The organism is Nocardia sp. NPDC050175, from assembly GCF_044459885.1.
Classification (GTDB): Bacteria; Actinomycetota; Actinomycetes; order Mycobacteriales; family Mycobacteriaceae; genus Nocardia.
On sequence record NZ_JBITJI010000008.1, the window covers coordinates 20,588 to 36,307 of the forward strand.

At 68.3% G+C, this 15,720-nt stretch carries 12 protein-coding genes; 3 read left to right on the forward strand and 9 right to left on the reverse strand.

The genetic code is table 11. The annotated features are described in order from the left end of the window. Positions 1-46: 46 nt before the first annotated feature. The 4 genes from ACIBK2_RS26605 to ACIBK2_RS26620 form a co-directional block, all read right to left on the reverse strand. Complete coding sequence (locus ACIBK2_RS26605; RefSeq protein ID WP_379283254.1) at positions 47-334, reverse strand: hypothetical protein; 288 nt, start codon at positions 332-334, stop codon at positions 47-49. A gap of 257 nt (positions 335-591) precedes the next feature. Then, positions 592-1,557, reverse strand: coding sequence for an alpha/beta fold hydrolase (locus ACIBK2_RS26610; protein ID WP_396970874.1), 966 nt, complete (start codon positions 1,555-1,557; stop codon positions 592-594). 415 nt (positions 1,558-1,972) lie between these two features. After that, positions 1,973-3,928, reverse strand: a complete 1,956-nt coding sequence (locus ACIBK2_RS26615; protein ID WP_396970876.1) for an acyl-CoA dehydrogenase family protein — start codon at positions 3,926-3,928, stop codon at positions 1,973-1,975. 163 nt (positions 3,929-4,091) lie between these two features. Beyond that, entirely contained in the window at positions 4,092-5,273 is a 1,182-nt protein-coding gene (locus ACIBK2_RS26620; protein WP_379283257.1) for an AAA family ATPase, read from the reverse strand. Between the two features lie 159 nt (positions 5,274-5,432). On the opposite strand from ACIBK2_RS26620, the gene ACIBK2_RS26625 reads away from it, so the two are divergent. The 3 genes from ACIBK2_RS26625 to ACIBK2_RS26635 all read left to right on the forward strand — a co-directional run bounded on the left by ACIBK2_RS26625 (position 5,433) and on the right by ACIBK2_RS26635 (position 7,176). Continuing rightward, a complete protein-coding gene (locus ACIBK2_RS26625; RefSeq protein WP_379283258.1) occupies positions 5,433-5,711 on the forward strand; it encodes a hypothetical protein in 279 nt (92 codons plus the stop codon). A 406-nt stretch (positions 5,712-6,117) separates the two neighbouring features. Continuing rightward, positions 6,118-6,753, forward strand: a complete 636-nt coding sequence (locus ACIBK2_RS26630; RefSeq protein ID WP_357380208.1) for an NlpC/P60 family protein — start codon at positions 6,118-6,120, stop codon at positions 6,751-6,753. Positions 6,754-6,756: 3 nt separating this feature from the next. Beyond that, positions 6,757-7,176, forward strand: coding sequence for an RNA-binding S4 domain-containing protein (locus ACIBK2_RS26635; RefSeq protein ID WP_396970878.1), 420 nt, complete (start codon positions 6,757-6,759; stop codon positions 7,174-7,176). A gap of 3 nt (positions 7,177-7,179) precedes the next feature. Here ACIBK2_RS26635 and ACIBK2_RS26640 read toward each other — a convergent pair whose 3' ends face one another. The 5 genes from ACIBK2_RS26640 to ACIBK2_RS26660 all read right to left on the reverse strand — a co-directional run bounded on the left by ACIBK2_RS26640 (position 7,180) and on the right by ACIBK2_RS26660 (position 15,584). Then, positions 7,180-8,325, reverse strand: a complete 1,146-nt coding sequence (locus ACIBK2_RS26640) for a cation:proton antiporter (protein WP_396970880.1) — start codon at positions 8,323-8,325, stop codon at positions 7,180-7,182. After that, the gene (locus ACIBK2_RS26645) at positions 8,322-8,711 is read right to left on the reverse strand and encodes a hypothetical protein (protein ID WP_396970881.1); all 390 of its coding nucleotides are present in this window, start codon (positions 8,709-8,711) and stop codon (positions 8,322-8,324) included. The genes ACIBK2_RS26640 and ACIBK2_RS26645 overlap by 4 nt, the downstream gene beginning before the upstream one ends. A gap of 62 nt (positions 8,712-8,773) precedes the next feature. Further along, positions 8,774-10,483, reverse strand: a complete 1,710-nt coding sequence (locus ACIBK2_RS26650) for a fatty acyl-AMP ligase (RefSeq protein WP_396970883.1) — start codon at positions 10,481-10,483, stop codon at positions 8,774-8,776. Then, positions 10,480-15,348 (reverse strand): type I polyketide synthase, encoded by a 4,869-nt coding sequence (locus ACIBK2_RS26655; RefSeq protein ID WP_396970884.1) that lies wholly within the window; start codon positions 15,346-15,348, stop codon positions 10,480-10,482. The genes ACIBK2_RS26650 and ACIBK2_RS26655 overlap by 4 nt, the downstream gene beginning before the upstream one ends. Continuing rightward, the gene (locus ACIBK2_RS26660; RefSeq protein ID WP_396970886.1) at positions 15,345-15,584 is read right to left on the reverse strand and encodes an acyl carrier protein; all 240 of its coding nucleotides are present in this window, start codon (positions 15,582-15,584) and stop codon (positions 15,345-15,347) included. The genes ACIBK2_RS26655 and ACIBK2_RS26660 overlap by 4 nt, the downstream gene beginning before the upstream one ends. Positions 15,585-15,720: the final 136 nt, after the last annotated feature.

The window sequence follows — 15,720 nt, forward strand, 5'->3', positions numbered from 1 at the left end:
CGCGGGCCCGCCGGCACGGACCGGGCCCGCGAAGTTCGGTCTTGCGCTACTTGGTCCTCGGGCGGGAGTGGAAGCCCAAGCCCTCGTCCTGGGCGCCCATCCAGGCCGCCTCGTCGGACTTGCTGTCCGGGACGTAGATGGTGTCCTGCGGGCGACGGTGCACCTCGGGCGGCGGTGACTGCTCGAGCTCGTCGGCGTCGATGACGAGCCGCTCGAGGTCGTTCTCCAGCCGCCGCACCATATTGGCATCGCCGTAGTGGGCCCGCAGTGCGCCGATGGATTGCCGGAGCTGGCCGACCGTGTAGCGGAGTTCAGCGATTTCGCTGCGTGTCATCGATACCTCCTGTGTTCCTGGCAGACCTGCGAACTCGGTGGGTAACGGGTACTTCCATGGTCTGCCTGGAAGCGCGCTGCACCAAGTCGTGTGACTCACCACACAACGTGATCTTTAACACAGTACATAAAGAATTCGGATCTGGCTCGTCAGCTGCCAAAGTTCGGCAGTTCGCCCAATTGTTGCTCGCGCCCGGCCGTCGCGCTTGGTGTGAACCACCGATCGGTCAATTTCGGTGTTCGGGGACCGCCCAGCATTCATCCGGCGACGGCGTACTCCGGCCCCTGCCCGCGCATCCCGGCGACCACCTGATCGACCAATCCGACGATGGACAGCGCCACCTCCTCGGCCCGCTCGAAGATCACGCTGTGCCCGGCGCCCTCCAGTGGAACCAACTGCGACCCGGCCAGCTGCGAGGCGAGCACCACCGAGTGCGCGAACGGCACCACGATGTCCGCGGTGCCCGCCAGCACCAGCGCCGGGATGGTGCCGAGCCGGTGCAAGGTCGCGGTCTCGTCGAAGGTGATCAGCGAGGCAAGGAAGCTCGACATGGTCAGCAGCGGCGTGTCGTTCAGCATGGCGGTGGCGACCGCGACCATCCGCGGATTCACCCGCCTGGTTCCGGTATTCGCCGCCCGCATGATCGGCTCGAAGAGCCTGCGGGACAGTCGCTTCGAGCCCTGCATGACTCGCGGCGCGCGCACCACGGCCACCTGCAGCGAGTTCACCGCGCGCCGCTTCAGGAACCGGCCGAGCCCCACCTCGGTGAGACCGTTCGCGGCACCGGCGATCAGGCCGACGCCGACGATTCGGGTGCCGATCGTTTCGGGGAACAGCCGGGAGTAGGCCAGCACGACCATCGCGCCCATCGAATGTCCGACCAGGATCACCGGACCGGTGGGCGCGACCGTCCGCAGCACGGTGTCGAGATCGCGGCCGAGTTGATCGATGGTGTACGTCGACGGGTGCGCCTCGCCGGATTGGCCGTGGCCGCGATGGTCGTAGAAGACCATCCTGGTCTCGGCGCCCCACTGGCGCAGCAATTGGTCGCGGAGGAAGGACCAGGATTCGGTGCGCAGGCAGTGCCCGTGCACGAAGACCACGGTGAGGGACGCGGAATCGGTCCCGAAGGTGCGAACCGAGATCGGGATACCGTCCTCGGCCGACACCGTGACCCGGTGACCGTCGTAGTCGGCGGCGCAGCGCGCGATCGTCGTGGACATGACGTCCTCCTAGGAGGGTGCATCCTTGCGGAGCGTTCTTGCCCGGTTGTCGATATACATTTCCGCTGCGTTACCAGCTCATACCCGGCGTTATGGACAAGTTGTCCAACTGACGCATGGGATGTATGTACGGGCCGGGCGGCCCTCGGCGATCGGGGAATCTACGAATCACTAGGTCGAGCCCTAGATTCCGGTAGAGAGCCATGATCGGCCCTCGCTTGCCGAGTATCGGCCCATCGACCGGATTTCCTAGAGTCTCCTAGATTCAGCTACGAAGCAGTCACTGCTCCCCTGCCATAGAAATCTACTGCTATCTAGCGATTTGCCGATACGGTCGGATATTCGCCTGACGATGACACCCACGGGGCCGCACGTTCGGCGAAGAACGTGCGGCCCGGTGGGGTTGTCTTCCTGGTCAGGGTGCCGAGTGGCTGCGCGTGGACGGCAGGAACGGGCGCAGCAGGTTCTCTTCGGTCGACGGACCCAGCTGCCATTCGGCGATCCACGGCCCGGTGCCCTCGCTCGGATCGAACACGCCCTCCTCGAGCCAGGTGTAGCGCCCGCTGAGCACACCGCGCGACAGCGTGCGGTCATCGTCATCGGTGTTGTCCCAGAGCGCGTCGAACAGCCTGCGCACCCGGACCCTGGACTGTTTGCAGAAGGCGTCCGCGAGTTCGGTTGCCGCGGTGGCCTCCGGCGCGTTCGCGGTGCGCAGCGACTGCGCCCGCATGCAGGCCGCGGACATCGCGAACAGCTCGGCGCCGATGTCGACGATCCGGCCGAGGAAGTTCTGCTTGTACTCCAGCCCCGCCTGCCAGCGGCCCATCGCGTACATCAGCGACCTGGCCTGCTTGCGCGCGCTGCGCTCGACGAACCGCAGATGCTTTGCCAGCGTGCCGAATTCGGTATAGGTCGCGGGCACCGTGCCCGAGCCGACCGCGAGCTGCGGGAACCACTTGGCATAGAAGCCGGTCGCGCCGACCGCTGCCTTGGCCTTGTCCTTGAACTCGGCGTTGCGGTCCACCAGGGCACCCGCGGCGGACATGTGCGCATCGGCCATCTCCCTGGCGATCAGCAGCCGCATGATCTCGCTGGAGCCCTCGAAGATTCGGTTGATGCGCAGATCGCGGACCAGCTGTTCGGCGCCGACCGCGCGTTCGCCACGGGCCTCGAGCGAGGCCGCCGTCTCGTAGCCGCGCCCGCCCCGGATCTGCACCAGCTCATCGGCGATGGTGCAGCTCATTTCGCTGGCCCAGAGCTTGGCCAGCGCCGCCTCGATCCGGATGTCGTTGCGCGCCTCGTCGCACATGGCGGCGGACAGGTCGAGCGCCGCCTCCAACGCGTATGTGGTTGCGGCGATGAAGGATATCTTCTGGCCGACCGCCTCGTGCTCGCCGACCGGCCTGCCCCACTGCACCCGCTCCGTGCTCCACTCCCTGGCGATCTTCAGCGACCACTTCGCCGACGCGGTGCACAGCGCCGGGATGGCGAGCCTGCCCGCGTTGAGGGTGGTGAGCGCGATCTTCAGGCCGTCGCCCTCGCGGCCGATGAGATTGGCGCGCGGCACCCGCACGTTGTACATCCTGGTGACGCCGTTCTCGATGCCGCGCAGGCCCATGAACCTATTGCGCCGCTCCACCGTGATGCCCGGCGAATCCGCCTCGACCACGAATGCGGAGATGCCGCCGCGATGCCCCTCGCTCTTGGGCACCCTGGCCATCACCACCAGCAGTTCGGCGACCACACCGTTGGTGGTCCACAGCTTGACGCCGTTGAGCTGGTAGGCGGTGCCGTCCTCGATCGGGGTCGCGGTGCTCGCCATCCTGGCCGGGTCGGAGCCGACGTCGGGCTCGGTGAGCAGGAACGCGCTCACCGCGCCCGCGGCGCAGCGGGGCAGGAACTCGGCCTTCTGCTCGTCGGTACCCGCCAGCTTCAGCGGTTCGGGCACGCCGATGGACTGGTGCGCAGAGAGCAGCACGCCGAGGCTGGGGTGCGCCGAGCCGACCAGCATCAGCGCGCGGTTGTAGCCGAACTGGGAAAGACCCTGTCCACCATAGGATTCCGGGATCTTCAGGCCGAAGCAGCCGAGCTCGGCCAGCCCCTTGACGTACTCGTCCGGGATCCGGCCCTCCGCCTCGATCACCCGGCCGTCGATGGATTCGCAGAACGGGCGCAGCTTGGCCAGGTAGGCCGCGGTGCGGGCGGCGTCCTCCGCCCCCGGCTGGGGGTAGGGGTGGATCAGATCGAGCCGGAACCTACCGAGAAACATCTCCTTCGCGAACGATGGTTTGGCCCAGCTGGTTTCGCGGGATTCCTCGACCAGTGCGCGGGCCTGCTCTTCGGTGGCGTCGACTTTCGCGGCTGTCGCCATGATGTCCTCCTCGGACGTGATCAGGATCACATTCGAGTGTAGGAACTTTAGTTACCGGCCGGTAGGGCTGCAGGTCGATTGATTTCTATCGATCTCTAATGATCTTGGTAGACAAGCTAATACGCCGCTATCCCCCGTTGTTCGTATTGTCCGATTCTCGACCTCACACGCTGCGCAGGTAGCGACCGAAGTGCGGCACGGTGAATCCGATGGTGCCGCGCTCGGCCGAATAGATCAGGCCCTTCTTGATCAGCCCGTCGCGAGCGGGCGAGAGCGAGGCCGGCTTGCGGCCGAGTTCGCTGGCCACCGCCGAGGTGGCCACCGGACCGTCGTCGCCGGCCAGATCGGCCATGGCGCGCATGTACTCTCGCTCGGCCGGCGTTGCCCGTTCGTAGCGGGAGCCGAAGAAGCCGACCGCCAGTTCCTCCTCCGCGGTCGGCGCGGCCACCTCGACGTCCTCGGCCGAGATCGGGCTCTCCGGCGCCTGATCCCAGGCGGCCTTGCCGTAGGCCTGCACGAAGTACGGATAACCATCCGCCTTGTGGTACAGCGCATCCAGCGCTTCGTCGGTAAATTTCACTTCCTCGCGCTCGGCGGGCGCGATCAGCGCGAGGTCGGCCGATTCCCGGTCGAGTCGATCGATGCGGTGATAACTGAACAGTCGCTCGGAGTAACTCTTCGACGCGGACAGCACCGCGGGTAGGTGCGGCAGGCCCGCGCCGACCACGATGAGCGGCGCGGTGTCCTGGCTCAATTCGTGGCAGGCCCCGCAGATCGCGGAGATGTCGGCGGGACCGAGATCCTGCATCTCGTCGATGAAAATCGCGATGCCGACACCGATTTCGCTGGCCAGCGCCGCCGCCTCGACCAGCAGCTCGACCAGGTCGATCTCGATATCGCCGGAATCCGCGCGGCCGGTCACCGCGGGCACGTCGATGCCGGGTTGCCAGCGTTCCCGCATCCCCTTGTCCGCGGTGGCGCGCAGCGCGAAAGCCTTGAGGATGCCGAGGAAGTCGTCGACCCGCTCCGGATTGCGGTGCGACATCGCGATGGCGCGGACGGCCATGTGCAGCGCGGAAGACAGCGGCCTGCGCAGTTCCTGATCGGGTCGCGCCTCGATCTTGCCGGTGCCCCAGCCGCGCGAGATGGCGGTGGAGCGAAGTTGATTGAGCAGCACCGTTTTTCCGACGCCACGCAGGCCGGTGAGCATGACGCTGCGTTCGGGGCGGCCGCGCGCGATGCGCTCCAGCACGATGTCGAAAGCGGTGAGTTGCTTGTCGCGCCCGGCTAATTCGGGTGGGCGCTGTCCGGCTCCGGGAGCATACGGATTCCGCACGGGGTCCATGCCCTAACACCGTAGCGCGTTATGTCCGCGAAATCTGTCCGTATCTACGGCGTGTCCTAGATATTGCTAGCGGCCGGTATTGCACGATTGCTCTCGCCCGGTTGAGATGGGCACGGAAGTCATTACGCTGGTGGCGTTTCCAGCGAGTATCGGAGGGTCATGTCCGACGAGCCCACCCCGACCACCGCCGAGGTGGTCGAATCCTGGAACGTGCCGGCCGGCGCGACGGTGGCGCGACGCATCCGCGCCAACATCCTGGTGGCGATAGAGCGCGGCTACGACGATCCGCAGCTGGTGGCCGACCTCGCGGTCGGGCCGTTGGTGATGGCGCTCGGTCAGCTCGAGGTCGGGCTCGCCGACGCGCGGCGCCGGATCGCCGAACTCGAGCAGGCGCTCGCCGAACGTGACGGCGAAGCCTCGAACGGTCGCGAATCCTGAATTACCAGCGGACGATTCGGACATTTGCCACCGATCGGTAACAGACACTTATTCGCCGATATCGTGTCGTGACCCGATGGGCGTGTCGGGATTCCGGGCGATCGTCCAGGGAGTTTGTCGGGACCGGAAAACTACCAGGTCGTTGCGCTGGACAACACCGCGTCGGCATCGTAATCTCTTCGTGACTTAGTGGAGTCCTGTCGTTTCGAAAGAGAAGCGGCGCCACACAGTTACCGCCTTAGCGGCCGTCGGGGCCATCTTCCCGCCTGCCGTGCCGGGAACACCCACAGTGTTCGTCTGGGTGATTCCTTGCGGCCATTTACTGGTCGCTCACCGGTCGGCGGGAGAGTACGAAGATCGGAGACGTAGCTCGGTGGGTAAACACAGCATGCAGCGGGATTCGCGCTTGCCGAATTCCGTCAAGGGTGCCCTCGTCATGGGCGCGGTGGCCGCGACAACCGGCGCGATGCCCGCGATCCCCGCGATGGCGGCAACCATCAACCTCCCCGGACTCGGCAACTTCGATGTTCCTGTGCCACAGGAATACGAGGCGCCCGTCCAGCAACTCAACCAGCAGATCCAGCAGGCCGTGTCGGCCATGCCGAACGCGCAGGTTCCCGGCGCACCGCAGCAGCAGGCGGCGCCCGGCATCCCGAACTTCGCGCCGAACATGCCCGGTCTGTTCAATCCCGCACCCAGTGCCAGCGATATCGCGCTCGACGCCGCCAAGACCAAGGTCGGTGCGATGTACTCCTGGGGCGCCGCAGGACCCTCCAACTTCGACTGCTCGGGTCTGGTCCAGTGGGCCTACCGTCAGGCCGGCGTCGAACTCCCCCGCACCAGCTTCGAGCAGTCGCACGTCGGCGCTCCGGTGGCCTTCCAGAACCTGCAGCCCGGCGACATCGTCGTGACCAACGGTGGCGGCCACGTCGGCATCTACGCGGGTGACGGCAAGCTGCTCAACGCCGTTCAGTCCGGCTCGCCCGTCTCCTACACCCCGCTCCGCCAGGGCGATATCGTCACCGCACGCCGTATCGTCTAACGAGTGACCCCCGCCGAAAACGGCATCCGTGTAAGCGGAAACAAGAGCACCGCGACGCAGGCCCGAGTCGATTCATGGACTTGGGCCGTGCGCCTGTTCAAAACCAGATCCGCTGCCGCCGAGGCGTGCCGAGGTGGGCACGTCCGCGTCAACGGCGCGGCGGCCAAGCCCGCCCAGTCGGTCAAGCCCGGCGATGAAGTGCGCATCCGCATCAGCGGCCTCGAACGCATCGTGATCGTCGAACAGATCGTCACCAAGCGCGTCAGCGCACCCCTTGCCGCGCAATGCCTGATCGACCGCAGCCCGCCGCCCCCCTCCCGCGAGATCATCGCCACCATGCCGCGCCGCGACCGCGGCTCCGGCCGACCCACCAAACGCGAACGGCGCGAGACCGATCGGCTACTCGGTCGCGCCGACGAGTGAGCGCTATGTCGCGGCAGCCTCTTTCGGAGCGTGTGCGGCCACTCGATTCGCCGCCACCGCGGCTGCGGCGATCGTGCACAGCGCGCCGAGCATCAGGGCGGCCGCCTCGCCCGGCACCAGCACCTGCAATTCGGTGCCGACGGTGACCGCGGCGACCGGAACGCCGATCTGTGCCGCCGCGAGTGCGCCGTAGCCGACCGGCTGGCCGATCAGCCGCGGCACCACATGGACGAGCACCGCGCCGACGCCGAGTGCTAGGCCGAGGGCGATGAGGCGCGGATGCTCGCCGAAATCGCGCAGGTTGAGCCGAGCGCCGAGCCAGACGAAGAACAGTGGACCGAGAAAACCGTCATTGATCGCGAACAGTTGGCGGGCCACCCGGCGCGGCTCGCCGATCGCAGCCACCGCGAGCCCGGCGGCGAAGCCCGCCAACATGATCGACACCCGAGTCTGGGTGGCCACGGCACACAGGGCGAACAGCACGGCGAGACTCACCCGCAGTTCGAGCGCGAGTTTGCGGTCCTCGGACAGCCGGTGCGCCCGGCGTCGCACGCCGGACACCGCCAGCCATCGCAGCAGCACGAAGAGCACGATCCCACAGGCGGCGACCGCCAACGCGCCGAGCGCCGCGCGACCGGCATTGTCTGGATCGATGGCCAGCGGCAGCGCGACAACACAGGCGGTATCGGCGATCGCGACCTGGGCGGTCAACGCCAGCACCGGCTTACCCCGCAGGCCGAGCGAGTCGATGATCGGCAACACCAGCGCCGCCGACGAGGAGGCGAGTAGCACCGCGTACATGGCGCCGTGGTCGGTATCGAACCAGTGCGCGATGCCGAAACCCGCTGCGACAGCGAGCAATCCGACCAGCACCGCGCGTACCGCACCGACGCCGAGTGCGGAGCGAACCGCCGGATCTCGCACCGGCACATGGGTGCCCGCCACGAACATGACCACGGCGAAGCCCATGTCCGCCAGGAAGGTGAAGATCGGATCGGCGCTGTGCAGCACGCCGAACCCGGTGGCGCCGAAGACAATTCCGGCAATCACCTCGCCGAGAATCACCGGCACGTGCCACGAACTGCGCAGCGCGAGCAGCGGACCGCACAGGCCGAGCGCGAGGACGAGCGCGAGGGTGGAGAAGGTCACGGCATGGCGGCTATCTTCGCCGGAATGGCGATGTTCTCATCCGCCCAGTGGATCGCGCAGACCCGGTGGTAGCCGTCGGCGATCACCAGCGGCGTCCCGGTGCGGAAATCGCCGCGCACCAACAGGATCGGCGACAGCGCCTTACCATTGTTGATCTTGATCAGGTCCTGCCGGACATGCGGATTCTCCGGCGGCAGCAGCTCGAGCCGGGCCGCCCGCAGAATGTCCTTGGCCTTCTTGTGCACGATGGGGGCGGCCCGCAGATCGTCCACCACGGCACTGACGACCTTCGGACCGGCCAGCAGCTCCAGGTAGTCGGCCGCTGCCGGATAGTCGTGCTCCTCGGGAGTGTCTTTCCACTGCACGGAGATGGTGTCGGTCGCCATGCGCCTCATCATCGCGGCCGACGGGCCGGATCAGCGGGACCTCGCCGGTGTTTCGGGCGAGCTCAGATCATCGCCACCGGGTCGAGCTGACCGGCGATGTAGCGGGCCCGGCATTCGCCGCGGCGCAGTTTGCCGCTGGTGGTCTTGGGGATTCGGCCCGGCTCGACCAGCATGACCGAGCCGGGCATCACCTCGTGCGCGGCTGCGACCGCGGTGCGGATCCGGCGGGCGAGCACCGAGAGTTCGGCGGGCTCGATGGCCTCGACGATGCGCAGTTCGGCGACGATGACCAGGTCTTCGCGGCGTCCGTCGTCGTGCCCGAACGCCGTCACGTGCCCGGGCCGGATCTCGATGGCGCAGGCCTCGACCGTCGCCTCGATGTCACCCGGAAAGTGATTGCGGCCGTCGACGACGATCACGTCTTTGCGCCTGCCCGCGATGAAGAGCTGGTCGTCGAACCAGAAGCCGAGGTCGCCGGTGCGTAGCCAGCGGGCGTCGCTGCCGCGCAGGGTGGCGTGGAACGCCTCGGCGGTGGCGTCGGGCCTGCCGTAGTAGCCGTCGCACACGTTCGCGCCCGCGACCCAGACCTCGCCGACCCGGCCGGTGGGCAGCTCGGCGCAGGACACAGGGTGCACGATGCGCACGTCCTGGCCGACCGGCGCGCCGCAGCCGACGAGCGATGTCGCGCCGAGCGGGTGCGTCTCGGCGGTCGGCGGCACCGCCCGGCCTTCGGCGAGTGCGCTGCGGTCGAACTGCCGCACCACCGGTTCGTCTCGCCAGTCGCAGATGGTCACGGTCAGCGTCGCCTCGGCCAGGCCGAAGCCGGGCGTGTGCGCACGGTGCCGGAAACCGTATTCGGCGAAGGCCTCGGTGAATTCGGTGAGCGCTTCGGGCCGGATCGGCTCGGAGCCGTTGAGCAGCATGTCCAGCCCGGACAGGTCGAGCCCGGCCCGCTCCTCTGGCGTTGTCGCCGAAACAGAAAGGGCCAAACCGAAATTGGGTCCGCCGGTAATGCCGGCGTGGTAGTCGCTGACGGCGCGCAGCCACCGGATCGGCCGCTTCGCGAATTCGGCGGGCGACATGGTCAATCCGTGCACACCGCAGTAGAGCGGCAGTGCCATGCCGAGGATGAGGCCCATGTCGTGGAAGAACGGTAGCCAGGTCAGGATGGGATTGCGCGGCGTCAGGGCCTGTCGCAGCTGTTCCAGCGCCGTTGTCATGTTCGCGTGGGTGACCCGGACGCCCGCGGGCGATTGGGTCGAGCCCGAGGTGTACTGCAGGTAGGCGAGCTCGGCGCGCAGCGGTTCGACGATCGGTTCGGCCGAATCTGCCGGGGGTACAGTGACATCCGAGGGCAGCTCGGCCACCTGGCCGAGCATGGAGCCGAGCACCGCCGCGCTGGTCGAGTCGCCATACGACAGCAGCGCCAGCGTCGGTCGCGCGTCGGCGAGCACCGCGAGCAGCCGTTCCTTATTGCGCGTGCCTGCCGCCGGAAACAACGGCACCGCAATGCGATTGCTGTACAGGCAGGCGAGAAACGCGACGGCATAATCGAGTCCGTGCGCGCAGAGGATGGCGACCCGGTCACCCGGCGCGCTCCCGTCTCGGACGCGCTCGGCGAGTTCGCCTGCGGCGGAATGCAAGCGGGCGTAGGTGAGGGAGACGGGTATCCGCTCCTGCATCCGGTACCGCAGCTCGGTGTAGGCGACGTCATCCGGACGGGTCGCGGCCAACTCGGCGACCCGTGCGGCGAGGCTGTTGCATGGGGTCACGTGGCCTCGCTGGTGTGTGCGACGACTAGCGGGCCGGTCGTATCGGGTGGCGGTATCGAGAACGTCGGCGGGTCGAGGTGGGCTGGTGGCCGATGCTCGGCCACCAGCTTCGGGTCGACCGAAGAGCTCATGGGGGCAAGCAGATTCGACAGCCGCCGCGACAGGGGCGAGGTGTCGGCCGCCGGAATGTAGTCCACCGCTGAGAGGTATGTACCGGCGTACCGCAGTACCTCCGACAGCAGCGCGGCACCGTACCGGGTGTCGAAGGCGGCGATACCCGCCTGTCGCACCGGCGAACCCGTCGCCCACCTGCCCCAGCCGATGCTGAGTACGCCTCGACCCGGATACGTCAGCGCGAGCGAGTCCATTGCCGCGTTGGCGGCGGCCTCGGCGGCGCGGCCCGGCCCGCCGAGCGCTCCGGTGGCGGCGGAGAACAGCAGAATGAAGTCGGTCGGGTCGGCCGCGGTGAGGTGGATCAGGTTGCCTGCCGCAGTCAGTTTGGGCGAGAACAGCGTGGTCAGCTGCCCGGGTGTGATGGTGCCGAAGGCGGCGTCGGCGGTCGTGCCCGCCGCGTGCACGACGCCGCGAATGGTCGAGCCGCATTCGCGGATGTCGTTGAGTGCGTTGGCAAGATCGCGCCGGTCGGCGGCATCGCAACGCACGACGACGATCCGGTCCTCCAGCCCGTCGAGCAGCGGCGGCACCGGGCGGGGCGCGCGGGTGAGCACCACCACGTCGCGGGCCCCGGCATCGAGCAGCCAGCGCACCGCGACCGCGCCGACCGTGCCCAATCCGCCGGTGACGACGTAGGTTCCGGTGGCATCGATGGTGGCCGGGGTCGACCGGAGTCGCGCGGGCGTGAAGCGGCGGACGGCGAGTTCGCCTGCGCGGAGGCGCAATTCGTCGGGGAGTTCGGGTGCGGCACTCTCCGCGACGAGCCGACAGAGCGGTGCGAGGCTACGGGGATCCGCGTCCGCCCAGATCAGGCGTACCGGGTGGCCGGATTCGAGCTGCAGGGACCGCACCAGACCGGCGATCGCGTGCGGGGCGGCGAGCACATCGGGATCACTGTGCTGCGGCTCCGGCACGGCGGGTTCCGGCAGCACGATCGTCAGAGAGGCGGTGCCGTCGTCGGCGTGCACCCGCTGGAGCAGATCGAGGACGCGGCAGGTCGTCGCGGCGGCACTGCGGCCGGGGCCGATGGGGTCGGATTGTGTTGCTGACGAATCTGTTTCGGTCGGCCACACGAGGACGACGGCGGTGTGTGCACGGCCGGTATGTCCGATCGGCAAGGCGGTGATGAGGGGCCGCGCGGCATCGGGCTCGCGGGCCAGCCGGTCGGTGGGCAGGGTGACCGCCAGTGCGTCGGCCAACCGTTCGGCCAGACCCGAGCCGCCGATCACCAAGGCACGCTCGACATTCGGGCCGCCGGACTCGTCGAGGCCGAAGACGGCGGGTGTCTGCCAAATCTGCTGCCGGAACGGCGGAGGACACTCGGCGGCGCGCGGTGCCGCGACGACGCTGGCGGGCGCATCTGCTCCGGCGAACCGGATTCGCACACCAGAAAACGCGAGACAAGGCACCCCGTGCTGGTCGGTGCCGATGACATCGCCGGTGAGTCCGGTGGCCGTTCGCTCGCGCAGGAACGCGTGGGCTTCGAGGACGGTCCGATTCGGTTCGGCGGACAGCCAGCCGGATTCGAGGCCGATCGGCAGCGGGATCAGCTCGGCGGGCAGATCGTCGTAGACGGTCGCAACGAGCAGTTGCAGGCAGCCGTTCAGCGTTGCGGTGTGGTGCAATTCGGCGACATCGAAGAGGCCGATGGCACTGTCCGGCCCCGTCGCGATGCCGCGCAGCACCTGGAAGCGTGGCCCGTACTCCAGTCGCAGGCCGCGCAGTTCGGTGTAGAAGGCGGCGGGCGCGATCATCCGCATGCGGTGGCGCCCAGCCCGGTTGGCATCCACGACCCGCATCCATGCGACGATATCCGCGGGTGTGGGGTCACCGCCGGGCCGCGCCGATGCCAGCGCTGCGGCCTCCGTGACCTCCGCCCGTAGACTTCCGTCGCCGTGCCTGCGATAGCGCACCTGCGGCAGGGCCGAGAGCTCGGTGCGTTCGTGCACCACGAAATCGGTGAGCACCGTCGCTGCTCCCGAGTCGGTGCGCGCCAAATGCAGCAGCCTGCGCAGCCAGAACGCCACGGGTACCACCGGCGCACTGTTGATCACGTGATCGGTGAGATCGTCAGGGGGAAAGCCGGATTCGGTGTCTCCCGGCTCCGCGGGAGTGGTAATCAGGGGGAATCGGCGTTTGCGCCACACTCGCCGTGGCGCGATTCGGAACGGGCCCTGCGCGGACCAGTCGACCGGCCGACCTTCGAGATGCAGCCGAGCCAGGCAGCTGAGGAATTCGCCCGCCTCGTCGTCACGAGTCGCCACCGGGTGCGTGGCGCCACGGAATTCGGGATACTCCTGGACCGCCTGGTTCAGCATCGGATGCGGCGCGATCTCCAGCACAGTCGATAGCCCAGCCGCGGCAGCGCGCTCCAGCGCGGCGGCGAGTTCGACTGTTCCCGTGGCGTTCTCGGCCCAGTACGCGCCATCCATGGCTGCCGTGGTGATCAATTCGGCACGGCGGACGGTGGAGTACATGGGGACATGCGGTGGCATCGGCTTCAGGTCCGCGAGCGCTTCGATGAATTCCGGTGGCACGGTGTCGACCAATGGGTTGTATGTGGCGGAGTCGTCGGCGATCCGCAGCGCGGACATATCCCGGCGTTTGGCCCGCCGGACCAGCGTATCGATGTAGCGCGGTGTCCCGCGGACGATCACCGACCGTGGTCCGTTGACCGCCGCGATACCCACCTGCGCGCGCATCGGCTCCACCAGCTTCGCCGCCTCGTGCGGTGCCGCCGACAGCAATGCCATCGCGGTTCTGCCCTCCGGTGCGGCCGGGATCCTGCTGCGCCGCACCACGATCAGCGCCGCATCCGACAGCGACAGCGCGCCGCCAGCGACGGCAGCGGCGATCTCGCCGAGTCCGTGCCCGGCCACCGCGTCCGGCCGAATGCCCCACGCCGCCAGCAACTCCGCCAGCGCCACTTGGAACGCGAAGATCGCGGGTTGCGCGAATGCCCTAGCGTGCGAGACGTTTCCGGTGCTCCCGTTGCCCGAGGCGGCCATCGCGAACCCGTGTCGCGGCGTCCAGACCCGAGGGCCGCCTACCGCGACGATCGCGTCGGCGGCCTCGGCCAACGCGGCGGCGAAGGCGCTGTGCCGCGCCGCGAGCGCCCGTCCCATCGCGGGATGTTGTCCGCCTTGCCCGGCGAACAGGAACAGCACGCCACCCTGCCGCCGTGTCGTGGACGGACCGAGTACCGCCGTACTCGAATCGCCTTGCGCGACCGCCCGCAGCTGCCGCACCGCATCGCCGCGGTCACGCACCAGCACGCAGGCTCGCGTGCGCGCGGGCAGCAATCTGGCGGCCGCGGCGGCGAATTCGCGCAGCGGCTCGCCACCGAGTTCGAGCCGGTCGGCGAACCGAAGGGCCTGGGCACCCAGTTCCGCGGCGTCGCGCCCGGTGACCGGGATCAGCACCGGCGGGTCGTCGCCGCGGACAACTCGGGGAACCTCGACACCGCGCAGCACCGCGTGCACGTTGGTGCCGCCGAAGCCGAACGAGCTGACACCCGCCCGGCGTTCACCGAGCGGCACGGTGCTCCAGTCGACGGGTGCGGTCGGCACCCGCAGGCCGCGCTCGGCCAGCTTCAGCAGCGGGTTCTCGGTGTGGAATCCGACGGTGGGCGCGATGACGCCGTGATGGATGGTGAGCGCCGCCTTGATCAGGCCGGTGACACCCGCGGCCGCCTCCAAATGCCCGATATTGGACTTCACCGAGCCGATCCAGATCGGTGCGGTGCTCGCTGAACTATCTTGTGCGACAACGGCAGCCAGCGCGCCGATCTCCACCGCATCGCCCAATGGCGTTCCGGTGCCGTGGCATTCGAGGTATCCGGCGGTCCGTGGATCGAGTTCGGCGCGCGACCAAGCGGCGCGCACCGTGTCCTGCTGCGCGCGACCATTCGGTGCGTAGAGGCCGTTGGAACGCCCATCCGAACCGACCGCCGTCCCCGCGATCTCCGCGTACACCCGATTGCCTTCGCGCACCGCGTCTTCGGTGCGCTGCAGGATCACCACGGCGCAGCCTTCGCCGCGCGCGAAGCCGTCCGCGGTGACATCGAACGGTTTGGCACGTCCGTCCAGCGCCAGGAATCCGGCTGCCGCAAGGTAATTCGAGGCATGCGGCAGCAACGTGAGATTGACACCGCCGACGATCGCGAAGGGCACCGCGTCGTCGGCGAGCAGCCGCACCGCCACATCGACGGCGGCCAGCGACGACGAGCAGGCGGTGTCCAGCACCAGGCTCGGCCCGCGCAGATCGAGCACATAGGACAGTCGGTTGGCGATGATGCTGAGCGCGGTACCGGTGACCGCGTAGCGTGCGTCGAAGCCGTCCCGGCCGAGCACAGCGATGCCGTGGTCGTAGCCGCCGACACCGAACACCACCGCCGCACCGGAACCCTTGGTGCGGTAGCCGATCCCGGCGTCATCGATGGCCTCGACCGCGACCTCCATGGCCAGCCGCTGTTGCGGGTCGAGCAGCGCGGTCTCCCGGTCGGCGAGGGCGAACCACTCGTTGTCGAACGCGTCGACACCGTCCAGATATCCGCCGTGCCCGGTGCCGAGCCGCCCGGCCGGTGGTGGCCCGGTGGCATCGCGTCCGGCCAGCAGCAGCCGCCAGAACTCGTCGCCGCCCTCGGCTCCCGGCACCCGGCAGCCGATCCCGACGATGGATATCCCGGTCATCGCATCGCGAGATACTCGACCAATTGGTCTATGTCGGGGTAGTCGTAGATCGCGGTCAGCGAAACCTCGACACCCATCGCATCCTCCAGCCGCGCCGTCAGCCGGGCCAGCTGGGTGGAGCTGAGGCCCAGATCGGAAAACGGCGCGTCGGTGCAGACAGTGGTCGCGTCGACGCCGAGCAGCTCGGCCACGGCCGCTATCGCCGTGGTCGTGAGCGCCGCACGACTGCGTACCATCGAGCTCCGATCCATCCCGAGACGCACTACCCCCGCAGCGGCGGCTCGTCTCGACCGCCCAGGTACACCCCCCGCGATTATGCCGAGATATCGCACTATGGAGAAGAGTCTTTTGCGTGGCTTGCGTCCCGCTGCG

Coding starts and splice junctions, on each gene's coding strand:
- ACIBK2_RS26605 (WP_379283254.1), bottom strand. CDS start 334: ATGACACGCAGCGAAATCGCTGAACTCCGCTACACGGTCGGCCAGCTC.
- ACIBK2_RS26610 (WP_396970874.1), bottom strand. CDS start 1,557: ATGTCCACGACGATCGCGCGCTGCGCCGCCGACTACGACGGTCACCGG.
- ACIBK2_RS26615 (WP_396970876.1), bottom strand. CDS start 3,928: ATGGCGACAGCCGCGAAAGTCGACGCCACCGAAGAGCAGGCCCGCGCA.
- ACIBK2_RS26620 (WP_379283257.1), bottom strand. CDS start 5,273: ATGGACCCCGTGCGGAATCCGTATGCTCCCGGAGCCGGACAGCGCCCA.
- ACIBK2_RS26625 (WP_379283258.1), top strand. CDS start 5,433: ATGTCCGACGAGCCCACCCCGACCACCGCCGAGGTGGTCGAATCCTGG.
- ACIBK2_RS26645 (WP_396970881.1), bottom strand. CDS start 8,711: ATGGCGACCGACACCATCTCCGTGCAGTGGAAAGACACTCCCGAGGAG.
- ACIBK2_RS26655 (WP_396970884.1), bottom strand. CDS start 15,348: ATGACCGGGATATCCATCGTCGGGATCGGCTGCCGGGTGCCGGGAGCC.
- ACIBK2_RS26660 (WP_396970886.1), bottom strand. CDS start 15,584: ATGGTACGCAGTCGTGCGGCGCTCACGACCACGGCGATAGCGGCCGTG.